Here is a 17,507-nt window from a genome sequence, read left to right as displayed (position 1 = left end):
CTGTTTCGGATGATGCACCATGGCTGTGATCGGGAACAATCAGACCTCGCCTGATGATAGCCTCACGAAGGTCGTTGAGGGGAAACCTGGCACATCTGCGGTCCGGCTGAACCAGTTGCGATATTTTGTTGCCGCCGTCGATTATGGGAGTTTTCGCAAGGCTGCTGCCGCGCTTTCGGTGCAGGAATCCTCCATCAGCCGACGAATCCGTGATCTCGAAGATGAACTCGGGGCGTCGCTTTTTATGCGAAATGCTGGCGGGGTGCGGTTGACCGTTGCCGGGCGGGAATTCCTGCGCAACGCTCGCCATGCTCTTCGCCAGATCGATATCGGGGTGACAAAGGTGGCAGCGGTTGGCCGGGCGGAGCAAGGGCTGATCAAGGTCGGGATATTCTCGTCCCTCGCATCCGGTTTTCTGTTCGATTTGCTTCGAGATTTTGGGTCACGCCATCCGAAGGTGCAGGTCGACATTATTGATGGAAATTCGCCCGAGCATGTCGCCGCTGTCCGCAAGCTTTATCTGGACGTCGCATTCATCACGGGAACGACAGCATGGGACGGATGCGAGACGGAGCATATGTGGTGCGAAAAGGTTTACGTGGTGCTGCCTGATGAACATCCTTTGGCGGGCAAGCCCGAACTTGGATGGGCCGATTTGGCTTCCGAGCGGTTCATCGTGAGCGATGTCGCGCCGGGACAAGAGATCCACGACTATTTGGTCGCTCACCTTGCTGGTCTCGGCCGCCACCTCGATATTCAGTCTCAGCAGGTCGGCCGCGACAATATCCTATCTCTGGTCGCTCTCGGTCGGGGCCTCACTCTGACGAGTGAAGCGACGACCGTCGCGCAGTTTCCGGGGGTCGTTTATCGGAAGCTTGCCGGTGAGGTGCTGCCGTTCAGCATGGTCTGGTCCGCGCAAAACGACAATCCAGCATGTCGGCGGTTATTAAGCTTGGCCCGGTCGATGGCGGGACCGGCCGGGAGAAAGTAGGATTTGTCGGCACATGCGATTGTGCCGACGTGTAAGGCTACCCCAAGTTGCGCCCATCGGCTATTCCAGCGACTTTTCGATGAAGCCGAGCGTATTGGCGTTCTCGACCAAGGTTCGCACCTTGGAGCGCTCGAGTCCTTCAGGCACTTCCGCCTCGATCTCGAGCCTGAGTTTCACCTGACTGCCCGGAAGCGTGGTGAGCTGTTCGACGATCGCCTCTACAATCTGGTGGATGTCCCGGGCCGGACGATCCGGCGAGATCATCACGGTGCCGGAAAACCGCGTCGGCTTCTTTTCCGGCGCAGGCGTGGTCGGCGCGTCGTCCATTGGCGGCCCATCGGGCCCCGGCGTGCCACCACCCGGCCCCGAGGCTGTGTCGCCCGATCCAGGCTGCACCGGCGCCGGGCGGTGGGCTTCGGCCACCTCCGGTGTCACGATGACGCTGTCGCTGTCGATCACGACCGCGGCGCTGGCCGCCCGCTCGATCGCCAGCCCCAGATAGGTGCCGGCCCCCTCCTCCCATCGCTCGGCATAGGCGAACGGACCGGGCAGCATGCCACTCACCGCCGCCTGCACCGCCTTGACCAGTACGTCCTGGCCCTTGAGACGCGGCAGGTAGATGTAGCGGTTGAGATATTCCCGCAGGTCCTTGAGCGACAAATGCGGCTTGTCGTTCCAGATGTATTTCTGCAGGTCTCGGTCGAGGCGCGACGGCCCCAATTCCGTCAGCAGGCCCTCCTCGGCCACCAGCTTCTTGCTCGCCCGGGCCAGCAGCCCGTCCTGCGCCGGAATCTTGCCCGACACCCATTCCCAATCCGCCTGTGCGCTTTCCTGGGCGGGATAGTGCAGATAGCACCACGCCTCTTTCAGGCGCGTCTTCATCGTCTCGTTCGCCTCGACCAGCTTCGCCTTGGCCAGCGCACTGTCGCTCTGGGTGAGGTTCAGCCGCTCGGTGTCGCGCACGATCTCGCCCCACGCCAGGGACGCGCGCACGGCGTCTTTCAGATGATCGAGCTGGCGGGCCTCCGCAGCGATGAACACCAGCATGTTGCGGTAGACGCGCGGCGTGCTGCCGCGCTGAGTGAGGATGTCCTTCGCCTCGACCAGCGCGTCCGAACCGTCGCGCCCGTTATGCGAATGCTGGACCCCCAGCACAACGACACGCACGCCGCCCGCCTCATCGGGGACTTCGGCTGACGAGGCCGGCGCGACCTGAACCGCGTCGAAATGCCCGCGATCGGCAAGCCCGTTCACGTATTTTCCGAGTTCGCTGTCGATCATCACATCGACCAGTGCCGCCTCGATCTGCGCCGCCTTGTCCGCTGCGATACGGTTAAGGCTCGCCGACATCGAGTACCAATAGCGGCCCAGATCGGCGTGCATGAACTTGGCCTGATTGGTCAGCCGGCGCAGCGCATCGCCGAAGATCGCCGGACGCTCGCCCGGCTGCACGACACCGAGATTGATCTGTTTGTCGTCGAGTCCGGTGTTCTGCTGCTGATGCGTCGGCGCCGTACCCATGAAGATCGCGCGGGCGACGCGGCGCGTCGCCGAATAGCGGTTAAGGTTGGGCGCCGATTGATCGACCTTGTACGGGGTGGAGGCCGTGCCATCGACGTCGCCGGCGATAATCGACTGCCAGGTCACGTCGAGATAATGGAGCAGTTCCGGCTCCACGCGCGGCGAACTCACCGCCACGCTGCCCGGCATGATCATCACTGACGGGTCTCCTCGTCGCTCAAACGAAACGAGCGCGCGTTGATGATGGTTCTCGCCGCCTCGAACAGCTCGCGCTCGACGACGGCCTGAAACACATCCTGCGCCCTGATCCACATCTCGGGCTCATTGGCGACGCGCTTCTTCTTGAGCTTGAAGGAGCGACGATTCCAGACGTTGTCGCCGACATATTTCTCGTTGATCAGAATCTGATGGACCGTGCCCCGGGTCCAAGGACGCCCAAGATCGGTCGGAACGCCGCGTTGATTGAGATCGTCCGCAATTTCCCGCTCGCTGTATCCTCGATGGACGAAAGCCCGGTAGATGCTGCGAACCAGATCGACCTCTTCGGCAGGGCCAAGCGTCAGGATCACCCGATCTGTCTGAATGCTCTTGTGCTCGCCCCGTTCGAGAAGCCCCTTGATGACGCCATGCTCGTCAATCAACGTCCGGCGCAGGCCGAAGCCGGCGGGCCCGCCCTGGCGGTAGCCCTTCTCGATCAGCCGGCCCTGGCCGGCGAACACCTTGGTTGAAAGCTCGCGGCTGTATTCGCCAGCCATCGCTCGTTTGACGCCCTTGACGATAGTCGAAATCGGGCTGCCGTCATTGTCGAATTGCTCGGCGCAATATTCGACGGCGATGCCGGCGCGCCGACAAATATACTCGTAGTAGGCGCTTTCGTCGGCGTCCTGGAAGCGCCCCCAGCGGCTGACATCATAAACGAGCACCAAAGTGAAATCGGTGCTGCCCGATTGCACGTCCTCGATGAGTTGCCTGAGCGCGTCGCGCCCCTCGATCTTTAGCCCGCTTTTTCCAGCGTCTTCATAGGTTCGCACGATCTCGATTCCACGCGCCTCAGCATATTGCTTGATCGCGTCGGATTGGTTTTCGGTCGAATACTTCTGATGATCCGTCGACATGCGGACGTATTCGGCAGCCCGAAGTGGACGTTCAGGCTGCCCTGACCGGTCATCATCGTAAACTCTCCGGCTCATCACATGACGCCCTCCTGAAATCGGCTGTGGCGGTCCGGGCGACCTACCGCCGCAGCGCATGACGGGCCTGTGCCGCGACTCCGCAATGAAACCAGTCTAACTGCGGAGAAAACGGAAGATGTTGCCGAAAACGGGCAGGAAATTACCCCAATGGAGAGAGCACAATCCCTTTGGGTGAGGCTTCGGCCTCACTTCCCGGCGGCTCGGGCGCGGCGCAGTCGCGCCGCCAGGTCTACCTTTGGCCGCGTAATCGGCGATGCCGATCCGAGGAACGCAGCGCTGCGAGCTGCCTTTGCCTGTAGTGTCATCACTCCAGGCGGTTCTTCTTATCCGACTGTGACCCCAAAGATTGATCCGACCAGCGCGGTCGCGGCCATGGCAAGGGCACCCCAGAACGTCACTCGGACAGCGCCTCGCAGGATGCCGGCGCCGCCAGCGGTCGCGCCAAGACCGCCCAGGATGGCGAGCGACAGGAGTGTCGCGATGGCTACGAACGGCACAATTTGCGCTGGCGGAGCAAGCATGGCCACCAGAAGCGGGACCACAGCACCCACGGCAAAGGTCATGGCGGAGACAAGGGCCGCTTGGATCGGATGAGCGGTCACCGTCTCGGATATGCCCAGCTCGTCGCGGGCGTGGCTGCCAAGGGCATCGCGGTCGGTGAGCTGGACGGCCACCTGTTCGGCCAAATCGCGGGTCAGCCCGCGCGCCTCGTAGATTCGGGTCAGTTCCTCGAGTTCGGCATCAGGCGTCTCTGCAAGCTCCTTCTTCTCGCGGGCAAGGTCGGCCTGCTCGGCATCGGTCTGCGAACTGACCGAGACGTATTCGCCCGCCGCCATCGACATCGCTCCAGCGACCAGCCCGGCGAGGCCCGCGATCAGCACCTCCGTCCGCCCTGTGCCGGCTGCGGCGACGCCCACGACGAGGCTGGAGGTTGAGACAAGGCCATCATTCGCGCCGAGCACCGCCGCGCGCAACCAGCCGATGCGGTGCACCATGTGGATTTCGGAATGGGACAGGCGGCTCATGCGGGAATTCCTTCAAAACGGGTTTGCGGTGCTGTGAGGCCCGCGGGTGAAATGCGCAGGGCGCGCAGCGCGTTCAGGATAACGGCGACGTCGATGGCTTCCTGCAGCAGCGCGCCCTGAACGGGGGTCAGGTAGCCGAAGGCCGCAGCGATCATGCCCAGAACCGACAGGCCGATGCCTGCGACCACGCTTTCAAGCGCGATCCGGCGCGACCGGCGGGCGATCTCGATCCCCGGCGCGATGCGGTCCACCCGGTCCACCAGCAAGACCACATCGGCCGCCTCGGCACTTGCCGCCGCCCCGCGTGCGCCCATGGCGACGCCCACATCGGCGGCAGCCAGTGCGGGCGCGTCGTTGACGCCGTCGCCCACCATCATCACCGGACCGTTCTTGTGCTCGGTCAGGACCAAGAGCACCTTTTCATCTGGCGTCAGCCCCGCGCGGATGCCGTCAAGGCCAAGCCCTTCCGTTACCCGCGCCGCAACCTCGGCCCGGTCTCCGGTGGCCAAGAGGATGCGCGCAACCCCTTGCCGCCTCAGGCTGGCCAGCATCTCGGCTGCCCCTTCGCGGAGGGGGTCGGACATGACCAGATGCCCCGCCAAACGGCCATCGAAGGCCACGGCCACCATGACCGACCCTGCCGCCAGTTCCGGGTGATCACCCGACAAACGGCCCACACGCTCCGCGACGAAACCATCGCCCCCGACGATGACCTGCCGTCCGTCGATGAAACCGATGACGCCTTCGCCCGGGATTTCAGCCACATCTTCGGGGATGGGTAGGGTGAGCCCCCGGTCCCTTGCTGCAGCCACGATGGCCTGCGCGACGGGGTGTTTTGATGCCTGATCCAGCGCCGCAGCATAGCGCAGGATGTCGTCAGCCCCCATCCCGTCATGGCTGTCGATACTGACGATCTGCGGGCGCCCGTCGGTCAGCGTGCCGGTCTTGTCGAGGATCAGGGTGCGGATGCGGGCCATCGCCTCGAGGGGTTTGGCCCCCTTCACCAGCACCCCGAAATGCGCCGCCCGGCTCAGCCCGGCCACCAGCGCCACCGGCACGGCCAGGATCAGGGGGCAGGGCGTCGCCACGACCAGCACCGCCACCGCGCGGATCGGATCGCCGGTAAACCACCATGCGGCAAAGGCGATGGCAACGGTGACGGCCAAAAACCCCAGCGACCAGCGATCAGCCAGCCGCGCCATGGGTGCTTTCGACGCCTGCGCCGCCTCGACCAGCCGGACGATCCCGGCATAGGTGCTGTCCTTCGCCTCGCGCGTCGCCTCCAGATCAAAAGCATCACCGGCATTGGTCGATCCGCTCATCGCCTCAGACCCGCGGTCGAGCCGCACCGGCAAGGATTCGCCCGTCAGCGCCGATGTGTCGACGAAAGCCGCGGCGGATGCGATGCGCCCGTCCACCGGCACGACATCGCCTTGCCGGATCAGCAGCCGGTCGCCAGGCGCGATGTCTTCCAGTGCCACCTCCTCCAGCCCGCCATTGCGGTGGCGCGTGGCGGTGCGGGGCACGCGCGACAGAAGATCGCGCATCTCGCGCCGCGCGCGACCCTCGGCAAAGCTTTCGAGGAAGGTGCCGCCCGAATACATGACGGCGACCACGGCGGCCGCCAGCGTCTCGTCAAAGGTCAGGGCCGCCGACATGGACAGGGCGGCCACGATGTCGAGCCCCACCTCGCCGCGGGTAAGGCTGCGGATGATCTCGACCACAAGCGCCGCCAGCACGGGGACAACCCCCGCAAACCACGCCGTTTGTGCAAGGTCCGTGCGCCCGCTGAAGTGCAGCCCGAGCCCTGTCACCAGACCTGCAAGGGCGATGACCAGGAGCAGTGTCTTTAGCCGATCTGTTTGAGTATGATCCAAAGGTGTCAATCTCCAACGGCCGGGGCCGTCGCCGCGGACTTGCTCGAAAATAGTTTGCCAACGCCAATGCCTTGAACGACACCCGTATCATCGCGCGTCAGGAACAGCGCGTCGATCCCTGCCTGTCGCGCAAGGTCTGCGCCCGCATCGACACCCTTCACCATCAGTGCCGTCGCCCATGCATCGGCCTCGGCGCAGGTGGGGGCGATCACGGTGACAGATGCGGGGGGCGCGAGAAGTGGCGCACCGCGCGCGGGGTCCATCGTGTGGGACAGATCACGCCCCTGCACCGTGACCCAGTGTCGATAATCGCCCGAGGTGGCGACAGCAGCATCCTGAAGCGTCAGGATGGAATGGGGCGCGCGGCGGTGATGATCGGGGGCCTCAACCGCAACGGTCCAGGGCCTGCCGCCCGGGCCGAGGCCCATGGCGCGCATCTCGCCGTCGATGCCGACGAGGGCGTCAAGGATGCCGTTGGCTGACAGGACTTCGGCCAGACGATCCACCCCATGGCCTTTGGCGATGCCGTTCAGGTCCAGAGAGATCGGGGCAATCTTGCGCACCCGGCCGCCGTCCAGCTCCAGCACCGCATGCACCGGGCGATGTGGGGCCTGCATCGCGGCGCGAATGGCCTGCGGATCGGCGGTGGCGGGGCCAAAGCCCCAGGCGCGCACCGCCTCACCCTGCCCGATGTCAAAGGCCCCGCCCGAGGCGCGGCCGATTGCCAGCCCGACGGTCAGCACCCGCGCCAGATCGGAGGGGATGTCCTGCCATGCCCCCACCGGCGCGGCGTTCAGGCACATCAGATCGCTGTCGGGTCTCCACGTCGACATTTGCGCATCGACCGCATCCACCGCCGCTTGCAGGTCTGCCTGCACGGTGGCGGGGTCGAATTCTGGCGGCGCAAAGAACAGCGCGCTCCACCTTGTGCCCATGGTGGGGCCGTTCGGCGCGTGGCGAACAGGGTCAATAGACATCTTCGACATAACGCCCCCCGGCCTTGAGCATCGCGGGCGTCAGGCCCATGGGCGCCAGGATATCCTCCAGCGCGCGACCCACGCCGCGGCCCATGTCACGCCCCCCGCAGACCATCACCTTTGCACCCTGCCGGATCGCCTCGGCCACCTGCGCGGCCTCGGCGCGCAGGGCGTCCTGCACATAATGCGGCCGCGCCCCGCGCGAGACGGCGGTGGAGAGCTGCGTCAGACGCCCCTCGGCCTGCCACGCGGTCAGATCGTCACCATACAGGAAGTCGCTGTCCGGGTGGCGCATCCCAAAGAACAGATGCACCGGACGGTGGCGGGCATTGGCGCGGATGATCCCGGCCAAGGGTCCGATCCCGGTGCCTGCCCCGATCAGGATCAGGGGCGCCCGACCCCGCCCGGCATGAAAGCCCGGATTGCGCCGCAGGAAGGCCTGCACGGCGTCACCCGGTTCCAGTGCCAGCAACTGGCCGGAACACAGGCCCCCCGGGTGTTTCTTCACCACGATCTCGACAAACCCGTCCCGGCTGCCCGAGGCCAGCGAGTAGAAGCGCGGGACTGTGGAGCCTTCGGGCAGGATGCCGAGAAGGTCGCCCGCCTGAAACCGTGCGAAACCCCGGCCTGTCAGCCGTGCCCAGAGGGTCGCTTTTGGCAAGGCAAAGCGCAGGATCGCGGTCGGGGCCTGCACCGCCTCGCCATAGTCGCGGCGCGAGATGAGCGTCAGGCCCTGCGCCTCGGGGCGGGCGGGCTGGTGGTCAAGGTCGAGCGTCAGCCCATTGGCCTGCCCCAGTGCCCGGCCCCAGCGCGCGAAATCCTGCGGCGACTGGCGGTCGACCGTGTCCATGGGCAAGAGGGTGGTCCAGCCCATGGCGCGGGCGGCGGCGTCCACCTCTGCCGCAAAGGCGCAGTAGGCCGGAAAGCTGCGGTCGCCAAAGCCCAGCACGGCCAGCGGGGCGGTCGGGGCCATCCGCGCCAGCCGATCGAGGAACCCGCGGGCCGAAGCGGGTGCGTCGCCTTCGCCATAGGTGGCGGCGAGGATCAGGAAGCGGTCCGCGCGGGGGCAACGGGCCGGGTCGAAGGCTGACATGGGTCCCACATGCACCGCTTGGCCCGCATCCCGCAGGGCCCGCGCCAGCGTTGCGGCAAAGCCCCAGGTGCTACCGCCTTCGGAACCCACAAGGATCACCGTCTGCGCCCGGCTCGCCCGGGCGTTGTCGCGCAGGTGGGGCCGACCCCGCCGCCCTGCAACCCAGATCAGCGCGCCGGTCACACCCATCACCGGGACGCTCAGCGCGATCAGGCCGAGGACCAGCCCCAGGACCGCCGCACCCTGACCGGTGTGAAGCATGTAGATGGTTTCCGAGACCTGCTGCCATGGCGTCAGGTCTGCCCAGGACAGGAGCTCGCCGGTCCCCTGATCGATCAGGCCGGTGCCTGCATCGGTGGAGAGAGTGAACACATCCTGCGCATCGCCCGCATAGGGAAAACTCAGCTTGCGCAAGGCGCTGACCGGAACATCCTGCAGCGCGGCCATCTGCCCCAGCGGGAAGGCCATCTGCCCGCTGACTGCCGCAGGGTCGGCGGGGCGCACCGCGCCATCGGGCAGCAGGTCAAAGGTCGAAGCCGTCATCCACAGCGCCGTCGCCGCCGACAGGGCAAGGCCCATGACCGCAACGCGCGCCAGTTCCACATGCAGCCGCCCCACCAGCGGCCCGCGCAGCCGCGCGAACCCGCGCCGCCAGCCGCCCGTGCGCCGCGCCACCAGCGCCGCCCCCGACAGGGCCAGCACCAGCATGGCGGCGGCGCCTGCGGCCATCACCAGCCGCCCGGCATCGTCCAGAAACAGCGACCGGTGCAGGTTCGTCAGCCAGCGTTCGACCGGGTTGGGGTCGGCCGAGCCGACATCCGCGCCTGTCGCCGGGTCGATCACGGCGGAACCTGGCGTGCCGCCGTCGAACCACCAGGCGGTGATGGTGCCCGAGGGGGACCGCCGGATCTCTTCCAGCCCCGGATGCGTCGCGGCCACACGGGCAGCCATATCGGCCACGCTCTGCCCCGCCACCGCCTGCGGCGCGACCAGCCGCTCGGCCATGGGAAAGACCGACAGCGCCGCACCGCTGAGCGCAAGGACGGTCACAAGGACAAGGGCCAGAAGCCCCGGCCAGCGGTGAAGCGCGCGGATCATCAGTCCGTTCCCTTACTGATAGACGAAGCTGGCGATGTAGCGACGGCCCTGCACGGGCGTGCCCGCGCCAGCACTGGTCAGCGGCACCGCAATCTCGTTCGGGCTGTCGCGCATATCCTCGACCGCCGCGTCGATGTGGAGCGTATAGCCCGCATCGAACAGGGCATCGGCCAGATCGAGCGTGATCTCCAGGGTCCGGCCTGCCCCGACACTGGCGCCCGTGATGCCGTTGATCTGGGCAGGGTCGGCCCCGGTGGCGGTATACCAGTCGCTCAGGTGTTCGTAGTATTTCGACTTGCCGCCCGCCATCCAGAGGCTGCCGACATAGGCGCCCGAGGCATCGGTGACGTAGAGCGCCAGGTAGGCGCCATCGCCGCCATAGCTGTTCATGGTGGTCGTCAGCGTCACGGGCCGGGCCATCGCGAGCCCAGGAAGGGTCAGTGCGGTGGTCAGGGCAAGGGTGGCGAGAAGGGATTTCATCGGGTTTCCTTTCGGTGATGGTCTGCGCCCCGCACGGGGCAGGGCGCGCGATGGCCGGGATCAGTTGGTCACAGCCACGGGCGGCGCGCCGTTGCCGAAGAGCCCGTTTGCCGGAGGTGCGACGGTGCCCGCAGGAGCAGGGTTGCCGAGAGCGCCGATGCAGCCATCGTCGTCATCATCATCATCATCATCATCATCATCGTCGCAGTCCTCGTCGTCCTCGTCATCGTCGTGCCCGCGACGGACCCATCCGCCGTCGTCATCATCTCCGCTCACACGAATGAGGGGCATGGGCTGGTCGTCGGCACTGACCACGGCGGCGCAAACGCCGCTGCACGCGCCTTGAGCGTTGCCCTGGTCCTGCAACGCGGCAAGGGCAGGCAGGCCGAGTGCCACGGTCAGCGCCGTCGACGCGAAAAGAAGGGAAAGTCGGAATGTCATGGCGTGGTCTCCTTGGATCTGATGCTGCCAATCTGTGCCTCGGACCAGAGCTGTTCCTGACGCCGCCCCACTTTCTGCTTCAGCTTGGCGTCAGGAAGAAAAAGGCCCCGCCGGGACAGGGCGGGGCCAGTCAGACCACGAGGGACAGGCGTGGTCGGAGAACGGGGTCAGGCGATGTTGCCGGGCATGGAGGGATGGGTTGATGCGGACTTGCGGGGCATCTCAATCGTCATCGTCGTCGCCCTGATCCGATGTCTGTTGCGTCGCCAGATCGGCACCCGCAGGCGTGGCCGCAGTGTCGCCGGGCTGCGCCGGTGCCGTGACGGTGGCTGGCGCAGTGCCGGGTCCGCGACCAAGGGCTGTCAATGTGGGCGCGGCAAGGACCGCGATAACGGCGGCAGTTGCGAGCAACACGAGAATTGTGGATTTCATGGCGGTAGCTCCTTGATTGGATTAACCGATTCTGTCGTGTGCCGCTGAAGCCTTGCTGATGGGACGCCGGTTTCTGCTTCAGCCTGGTGTCAGAAAACACGCGCCCTAACCTCATGCCGGGCACAGGCCGGAACCGATTGTACACCCGGTTCCGGCACGGCTGCGTGTCAGCGCAGTTCGAACGCTTCGGAGTAAACGCGGCGCGGCGCATGGCCCATCGCCTTGAGCCCGTTCTGGATGCCGTCGCGCAACCCGCAGGGCCCGCAGAAGAACAGCTCCGACCCGGCGATCTCGAAGGGCACCATCGCGACCAGGCGTTCGGCCGTCAGTCGCCCCTCGGTGCGGCTGGCCACGACCTGCACGCTCAAGCCCGGATGACCTGCGGCGATGGCTTGCAGACGGTCGGCGGCAAAGGCTTCGTCCTGGGTGTTCACGGCCCAGATCAGCGCGATCTGCTGGCGGTCTGCCTCGGTCAGCGCCTCGGCCCATGCCAGGAAGGGTGTGATGCCGATGCCTCCCGCCAGCCAGACCTGACGCGGCACCCGGCGTCGGAACAGGAACCGGCCATAGGGCCCCTCAACGCGCAGCCGCTGGCCCGGCACCAGCTTGTCCGGCAGGCTGCGCGTCCAATCCCCCAGCGCCTTGATCCCGAAATGCAGACTGCCATCGGCGCGCGGGGCCGAAGCGATGGTAAAAGGATGCGCCTCGTCAAGGCCAGCGCCGGGGCCCGAGCCGGGAACCGAGACAAAGGCGAACTGGCCAGGACGCCAGCGCATTCCGCGCCCTGTGGGCCGCAAGGCAATCTCGGTCGCAGCACCGTGTCGCGTGACGGAGTCGAGCGCATAGTCGCGCGGGCGCAGAAAAGGGTTGATGAACTGCGTGAACACCCAGGCCACCAGCCCCGCAAGGCTGAACGTGTTGAGGTAGAGCGCCAGCATCGGGTCCACCCCTTCGGGCTTGTCGATGGCCAGTTGGTGAAACGCGGCAATCGCGAACAACAGCCCCATGAACCGGTGCGTGAAACGCCACAAGGGCCAGGGCAATTCCAGATTGGTGAAGGGAACCCGCTTGATCCAGCTGATCGCGATCAGCGCGATGAACCCGTAGAAGGCAATTTCTCCGACCTCGGCGGCGAATTCGCCAAGGTTGGTTTCTGCCACAAAATCCTCGATCTCCGGTTCAAGCTGGTCATGCAGGACCATCAGCCCCAAGGCCGCGATCCCCAGCCACTTGTGGACGGCATACATGCGATCCAGCCCGCCGAAGAACGGTTCGATCACAGCCGGGCGCGCCGACAGCACCAGGGCTATGCCCATGGCCACAATCGCGGCGGACCCGACCGCGATGCTCATGGCGGACTCGATGCCGAACGGGGCATAGGTTTGCGCGCCAAGGGCGGCGCCTAACAGAACGGCGATGGCGGCAAATGCCGGACCGGAATACAACATGTCAGAAAACCTTCCGTTCGGGCCGACTTGAGGAATGGTACCCGGCGTCACAGGGGACTGGTCGTGGGCCCGGCGCTGTGGATCTCGCCCTGTCACCGTGGCCTTTTCATGCACGGAAACATGGTCAGTCATCTTCCTGTCCTTCGCGGTCGCGACCGTGGTCGTCATCCTCGAATTCGAATTCGACGATCTGCAGCGTGCCGGGATGCAGCTTGACCTCGATCGCGCGGCCCGTCGCGTCGCGGCCGTCGATCTCGTAGCAGCCGTCGTCGATCTTGATGCGGCGCACCTCCCAGCCTTGCCGGGTGGCGAACTCAGCCACCGCCTCGCGCGGTTGCCAGTCGGCCATCGGAACGAAGCAATCATCATCAGCCAGTGCGGCACCGGCAGGCAGGGCTGCCAGAAAAGCAAGAATTGTCAGCGTCTTTCGCATGGGCCACACTCCGGGTTACGGCCAGTCTGGATGATGTGATGCGCGCCGAAGCTGACGGCAGCCTGAAGACGGCTGATCCAGGGCTTCAGCCTGCTGTCAGGAGAGAGGGTCAGAAGCAAACCAACCCGGGGCCAAAGGGACGGCAGAAGACCATGCGCATCTTGCTGATCGAGGATGATACAGTTCTGGGAGCTGCCGTGCGGGACCAGATAGCCGCCGATGGCCATTCGGTCGACTGGGTCCAGCGGCTGGATGCGGCCGGGGACGCGATGGCCGGGGCATTCCGTTTCTGCGCCGTCTGCGGGCCAAGGGCGATGTGACGCCCGTCATCATCCTGACCGCGCTTGACCAGATCAGCGACCGGATCGAGGGGTTGAACGCAGGGGCCGACGACTACCTGGTCAAGCCCTTCGATCTGGCGGAACTGTCCGCCCGGATCGGCTCGGTGGCGCGCCGCTATGCGGGGAACCCCAACCCAATTGTCACCCACGGGCCGCTGGAGATCGACCTTGCTGCGCGCAGCATCCACCGCGACGGCCGCCCAGTCGCCCTGACGGCACGCGAATGGGCGCTGTTCGAGGCCTTTCTGTCCCGGCCTGGGCAGCTTCTGTCCAAGGCGCAGCTTGAGGACAAGCTTTACGCCTTTGGGGCCGAGATCGAGAGCAACACGATCGAGGTCCATCTCAGCCGACTGCGGAAGAAGTTGGGGGCGGAGGTGATCGAGACGGAACGCGGCCTCGGCTACCGTCTGGGCCGGGCATGAGGGCGCCGCGCAGTCTTCAGGGTCGCCTTGGGCTCTGGCTGGGCGTGGCGCTGACGGTTCTTTGGGTGCTCGCGGCCAGCGTGACGGCGCTGATCGCGCGGAGCGAGATCGAAGAGGTGTTCGATTCCGCCCTGCAGGAAACCGCACAGCGCATCCTGCCACTCGCCGTCGTTGATATCCTGAACCGCGAGGAAGCAGGGATCAGCCAGCGTCTTGCCGCCATCCGCGAACATGACGAGTTCTTCACTTACATCGTGCGGGATGATCAGGGGCGCATCCTGCTGCAATCCCATGCCGCCGACCCGGGCGTGTTCCCCGCCTGGGAAGGGATCGGGTTCCACCAGACTGCAACGCATCGGCTCTATAGCGACGAGGCTGTGCAGGGCACGATCCGCATCACTGTGGCCGAGCCGCTGGACCATCGCGCAAGCGTCGCGCGCGAGATTCAGATGGGGCTTGGCCTGCCACTTCTGATCTTGCTGCCCGTGGCGCTTCTGGCCATCGTGCTGGCCGTCCGCGCCAGCCTTGCGCCCCTGCGCCAGTTCCGCGACCGCCTGTCGGCGCGGGGCGCGCGCGACCTGAGCCCCGTCGCCAGCGCCGATCTGCCCACCGAAATCGCGCCCCTCGCCGATACGATGAACGGACTTCTGGGGCGGCTGGAAGCGGCCTTCGAGGCGGAGCGAAGCTTTGCAGCGAACGCCGCGCATGAACTCCGCACCCCGCTGGCAGGTGCCATCGCACAGGCACAACGGCTGCAGACAGAGACGCGCGACGCTGACGCCAAGGCCCGTGCGGCCGAAATCGAGGCCACGCTGAAACGCCTGACCCGCCTCTCCGAACGCCTGTTGCAACTGGCGCGCGCTGAAGGTGGTCGCCTTCGCCGTGACGTCGCTGCCGATCTTCGCCCCGTGGCCCGACTGATCGTCGACGACCTTGCGCGCGGTGGCGAGCCCGGGCGCATCCACCTCGCGCTTCCGGACAGCGCTATCATGTCGGATCTGGACCCCGACGCCTTCGCGATCGTCTTGCGCAATCTGATCGAGAATGCCTTGCGCCATGGCCAAGCCGAAGCTCCTGTGGAGGTCTCGCTTGCAACTGACGGAACGCTGATCGTCGCCAACGACGGCCCGGTCGTGCCCGCCGAGGATCTCGCACGCCTGACGCACCGGTTCGAGCGCGCCCGGTCCGATCGCGAGGGCAGCGGTCTTGGGCTGGCAATTGTCGCGACGATTGCCGAGAGGTCTGGCAGTCAATTCGAACTCAGATCGCCTCGCGAAGGCCGGGCTTCAGGGTTCGAGGCACGACTATCACCGACCGGAACACGCGTTCTGAATTCCTAGCGAGAATGGATCAGGCTTTACGCCTTGATTCGAAGGCATTTCTCGCGCGCAGTACTCGGCTGGTTGCGTATCGACCGAGTGGCGAACGCATTTGGGCTGGATCAGTTGATAGCCAAATCGGTCGCCGTTTTCCCAGCAGCCAACGCCTCCACGAACCACTGCGGTTTGCGCCCGCGACCGGACCAGGTGAGTGCCGGGTTCTCAGGGTGCCGGTATTTCGCCGCGACAGGCGCACGGGAGGCTTTCGTCTCGGTTCCGTCAAGTTCGGCCAGAGAGTAGCCCAGATCCCGGGCGAGAGCTTCCACCTTGGCGCGGGCTTCCGCCTTCTGCCGATCCTCGAATGTGGAGATCGCCTTGGCGACGTCCTTCTGCATTTTCTTCAGCTCGCCAAGCGACAGTGCCTCGAGTTCGTAATCAGCCATTGATGCGGTCCGTGTCCTGAATATCCCGGTATCGATAGCCCGTCGATGCAGGGCACCGCAACTCCCGGAAGGCAAGGGCAGGGGTGGCAAAGGCTGGTGATCGCAGTTTTCGCCGCCGGGGAGGTGCTGGACTGGGGGTAAGGCAGTCCCGATGGGCAAGGTGACAGGTCCTGGCATGGGCTCCCCGCGCATCTCTGTCTCCTCGGCCATCCCTTCGACTGACAATCCCCTAATCCCGTTCGGTTGCCTGCGCGCAACCCCGCGTCAGTCCGGGCCGTGTTGGCTAGCGTTTCTTTGGAAACGCGTCACCTGCCCGCTCCACCCCGGTCCTCTGGGGGTTTCCGGCGTCCGTTCCGTCCACCGTGCACGCGTCACCCGACGGGCTTTTTCCGGGTCTTGTCGAAGGGACGGTCCCGAAGACAGGACACAGAAGGAAGCTTACCATGCAGAACATCGTTATCCTCGCCGGCAACATCGGTCAGACCCCCGAAGTCCGCACCACCCAGGGCGGCACCAAGATCACCAACTTCAGCCTCGCCACCTCCCGCCCCCGCATCTCGGAAGGTCGCGTCCTGCGCGACGAGAACGGCTACCGGGTCATGGACACGGAATGGCACCGCATCACCTGCTTCAACGGTCTCGGCAAGACGGTCGCAGAGCACTGCGAAAAGGGCATGAAGGTCCTCGTCCACGGCCGCATCCACTACACCAAGTGGATCGACAGCATGGGCAACGACCGCTACGGCTGCGAGATCATCGCCGAAAAGGTCGACTTCCTGAGCCGCCCGAAGTCGGCCGAGACCGAAAACCCCGAGCTGGTCGACCGCGACGACGAGATCCCGTTCTGAAAAGAACGGGGCCTCCCCCTCAGGCCCGGCGGGGAAACCCGCCGGGTTCGTGGCATGCGCACGGCAAGCCGTGTAGCAGGACATCGGCACAGTTTGACAATCTTTGCCAATTTATGTCATCGTCCTTGCAAAGGAGATCGCGACCATGGCCACGATGAATGTTTCTTTGCCGGACCCGATGAAGGCCTGGGTCGAGGCCCAGACACAAGATGGGCGCTACAGCAACGCCAGCGATTATGTGCGCGATCTGATCCGCCGGGACCAGGATCGCCAGCAGGCCATCGTCGAGTTGCAGCAGCTTGTCGATGAGGGTCTCGCAAGCGGTCCGGCAGGACGTCTGGATGTTGAGGCATTTCTTGCCCGCAAGCGGGATCAGAATGCCAGAACCGACGGTCGTTGAATATCGCCTATCACCTGCTGCGCTGAATGATCTGGACGCGATCTGGGATTATACCGCGCGTACCTGGTCAGTTGGTCAGGCAGAAACCTATATCCGCGGGCTCGCCGTGGACATGGACCTGCTGGTCCAGCACCCGGGGATCGCGCGCGAACGCACTGAAATCCGCCCGCCCGTGCGCCTTTACCGCTCGGGATCGCATCTGATCATCTACCGCATCGAGGAGGAGTGGCTGCAGGTGTTGCGCATCGTGCATGCGCGACAGAATTGGGTCGCCTATCTCAACGAGTGATCTGACGCTCTCGCAGCCCTTCGCGGCGAAGCGAGGTGCTGCGAGAGGATTTGAGCATGAAGGTCGAAGACGAAGAACGCATTGCCGCCGATCTCGCGAAGATCATGGCCATGATCTGCATCCGCAACACGCGGCTGGAGGATTTGCACGCCGGGGTGCAGCCGGTGACGCTGACCGGCGATTATTCGGACGTGAACGTGATCGACGCCACAGGTCAGACCATCCCGTGGCGCACGGTGTCGCATATCGATGATGCGCAGATGGCGGACTTGATGCGGGACATCGTCAATCGCCTGTTCACGTTTCACATGAGGCGGGATGATCTGAGATTCAGGGATCATCTCGACCGCTGGATGACTGCATCGAACAAATGGGGGTCTGCTGCCGGACGGTGCTAAATCCTACGCTAAGCTCTTTTCGGCCACCTGTACTCCCC

Annotated in this window: 17 protein-coding genes and 2 pseudogenes; 7 read left to right on the top strand and 12 right to left on the bottom strand. The window is 65.3% G+C overall.

Annotation, left to right across the window (positions count from 1 at the left end):
• Positions 1-19: 19 nt before the first annotated feature.
• Positions 20-991: a LysR family transcriptional regulator gene (locus tag DW2_RS18245; RefSeq protein ID WP_038148823.1), complete on the top strand. Its 972-nt coding sequence runs from the start codon at positions 20-22 to the stop codon at positions 989-991.
• A gap of 60 nt (positions 992-1,051) precedes the next feature.
• Here DW2_RS18245 and DW2_RS18240 read toward each other — a convergent pair whose 3' ends face one another.
• From DW2_RS18240 to DW2_RS18190, 11 genes and pseudogenes are all read right to left on the bottom strand, one after another.
• On the bottom strand, positions 1,052-2,707 hold the full coding sequence (locus tag DW2_RS18240; protein WP_202900132.1) for a hypothetical protein: 1,656 nt from the start codon (positions 2,705-2,707) through the stop codon (positions 1,052-1,054).
• 11 nt (positions 2,708-2,718) lie between these two features.
• Positions 2,719-3,705, bottom strand: a pseudogene (locus DW2_RS18235) (recombinase family protein); the annotation flags it as partial.
• Positions 3,706-4,028: 323 nt separating this feature from the next.
• Entirely contained in the window at positions 4,029-4,730 is a 702-nt protein-coding gene (locus DW2_RS18230; RefSeq protein WP_038148821.1) for a VIT1/CCC1 transporter family protein, read from the bottom strand.
• On the bottom strand, positions 4,727-6,607 hold the full coding sequence (locus DW2_RS18225; RefSeq protein ID WP_038148819.1) for a heavy metal translocating P-type ATPase: 1,881 nt from the start codon (positions 6,605-6,607) through the stop codon (positions 4,727-4,729). The genes DW2_RS18230 and DW2_RS18225 overlap by 4 nt, the downstream gene beginning before the upstream one ends.
• 5 nt (positions 6,608-6,612) lie before the next feature.
• A complete protein-coding gene (locus tag DW2_RS18220) occupies positions 6,613-7,593 on the bottom strand; it encodes an FAD:protein FMN transferase (RefSeq protein ID WP_038148818.1) in 981 nt (326 codons plus the stop codon).
• Entirely contained in the window at positions 7,574-9,775 is a 2,202-nt protein-coding gene (locus DW2_RS18215; RefSeq protein WP_038148816.1) for a PepSY domain-containing protein, read from the bottom strand. The genes DW2_RS18220 and DW2_RS18215 overlap by 20 nt, the downstream gene beginning before the upstream one ends.
• A 12-nt stretch (positions 9,776-9,787) precedes the next feature.
• The gene (locus DW2_RS18210) at positions 9,788-10,255 is read right to left on the bottom strand and encodes a DUF2271 domain-containing protein (protein WP_038148813.1); all 468 of its coding nucleotides are present in this window, start codon (positions 10,253-10,255) and stop codon (positions 9,788-9,790) included.
• Positions 10,256-10,315: 60 nt separating this feature from the next.
• Complete coding sequence (locus DW2_RS20100) at positions 10,316-10,696, bottom strand: hypothetical protein (protein WP_038148812.1); 381 nt, start codon at positions 10,694-10,696, stop codon at positions 10,316-10,318.
• A 222-nt stretch (positions 10,697-10,918) separates the two neighbouring features.
• Complete coding sequence (locus tag DW2_RS18200) at positions 10,919-11,128, bottom strand: hypothetical protein (RefSeq protein ID WP_038148811.1); 210 nt, start codon at positions 11,126-11,128, stop codon at positions 10,919-10,921.
• A 167-nt stretch (positions 11,129-11,295) separates the two neighbouring features.
• Positions 11,296-12,708 (bottom strand): ferredoxin reductase family protein, encoded by a 1,413-nt coding sequence (locus DW2_RS18195; protein ID WP_081875072.1) that lies wholly within the window; start codon positions 12,706-12,708, stop codon positions 11,296-11,298.
• A complete protein-coding gene (locus tag DW2_RS18190; protein WP_038148808.1) occupies positions 12,701-13,009 on the bottom strand; it encodes a PepSY domain-containing protein in 309 nt (102 codons plus the stop codon). The genes DW2_RS18195 and DW2_RS18190 overlap by 8 nt, the downstream gene beginning before the upstream one ends.
• A 152-nt stretch (positions 13,010-13,161) precedes the next feature.
• On the opposite strand from DW2_RS18190, the pseudogene DW2_RS18185 reads away from it, so the two are divergent.
• Positions 13,162-13,772, top strand: a pseudogene (locus DW2_RS18185) (response regulator transcription factor).
• Positions 13,769-15,112 carry a sensor histidine kinase gene (locus DW2_RS18180; RefSeq protein ID WP_038148806.1) on the top strand — a complete coding sequence of 448 codons (1,344 nt, stop codon included), beginning with the start codon at positions 13,769-13,771 and terminating at the stop codon, positions 15,110-15,112. Before DW2_RS18185 ends, DW2_RS18180 begins: the two are co-directional and overlap by 4 nt.
• Before the next feature lie 101 nt (positions 15,113-15,213).
• Here DW2_RS18180 and DW2_RS18175 read toward each other — a convergent pair whose 3' ends face one another.
• Positions 15,214-15,534, bottom strand: coding sequence for an H-NS histone family protein (locus tag DW2_RS18175; RefSeq protein ID WP_038148804.1), 321 nt, complete (start codon positions 15,532-15,534; stop codon positions 15,214-15,216).
• 443 nt (positions 15,535-15,977) lie between these two features.
• Between DW2_RS18175 and DW2_RS18170 the strand changes: the two genes are divergently transcribed.
• The 4 genes from DW2_RS18170 to DW2_RS18155 all read left to right on the top strand — a co-directional run bounded on the left by DW2_RS18170 (position 15,978) and on the right by DW2_RS18155 (position 17,469).
• Positions 15,978-16,382: a single-stranded DNA-binding protein gene (locus tag DW2_RS18170; RefSeq protein WP_038148802.1), complete on the top strand. Its 405-nt coding sequence runs from the start codon at positions 15,978-15,980 to the stop codon at positions 16,380-16,382.
• Positions 16,383-16,527: 145 nt separating this feature from the next.
• Entirely contained in the window at positions 16,528-16,782 is a 255-nt protein-coding gene (locus DW2_RS18165) for a type II toxin-antitoxin system ParD family antitoxin (RefSeq protein ID WP_038148800.1), read from the top strand.
• Positions 16,760-17,071, top strand: coding sequence for a type II toxin-antitoxin system RelE/ParE family toxin (locus DW2_RS19550; protein ID WP_038148799.1), 312 nt, complete (start codon positions 16,760-16,762; stop codon positions 17,069-17,071). Before DW2_RS18165 ends, DW2_RS19550 begins: the two co-directional genes overlap by 23 nt.
• A 56-nt stretch (positions 17,072-17,127) precedes the next feature.
• The gene (locus DW2_RS18155; RefSeq protein WP_038148796.1) at positions 17,128-17,469 is read left to right on the top strand and encodes a hypothetical protein; all 342 of its coding nucleotides are present in this window, start codon (positions 17,128-17,130) and stop codon (positions 17,467-17,469) included.
• Positions 17,470-17,507: the final 38 nt, after the last annotated feature.

Origin of the sequence: Thioclava atlantica (genome assembly GCF_000737065.1) — a bacterium.
GTDB lineage: Bacteria > Pseudomonadota > Alphaproteobacteria > Rhodobacterales > Rhodobacteraceae > Thioclava > Thioclava atlantica.
Note: the sequence above shows the minus strand (reverse complement) of the source record. Positions and strands in the feature narration are given on the sequence as shown.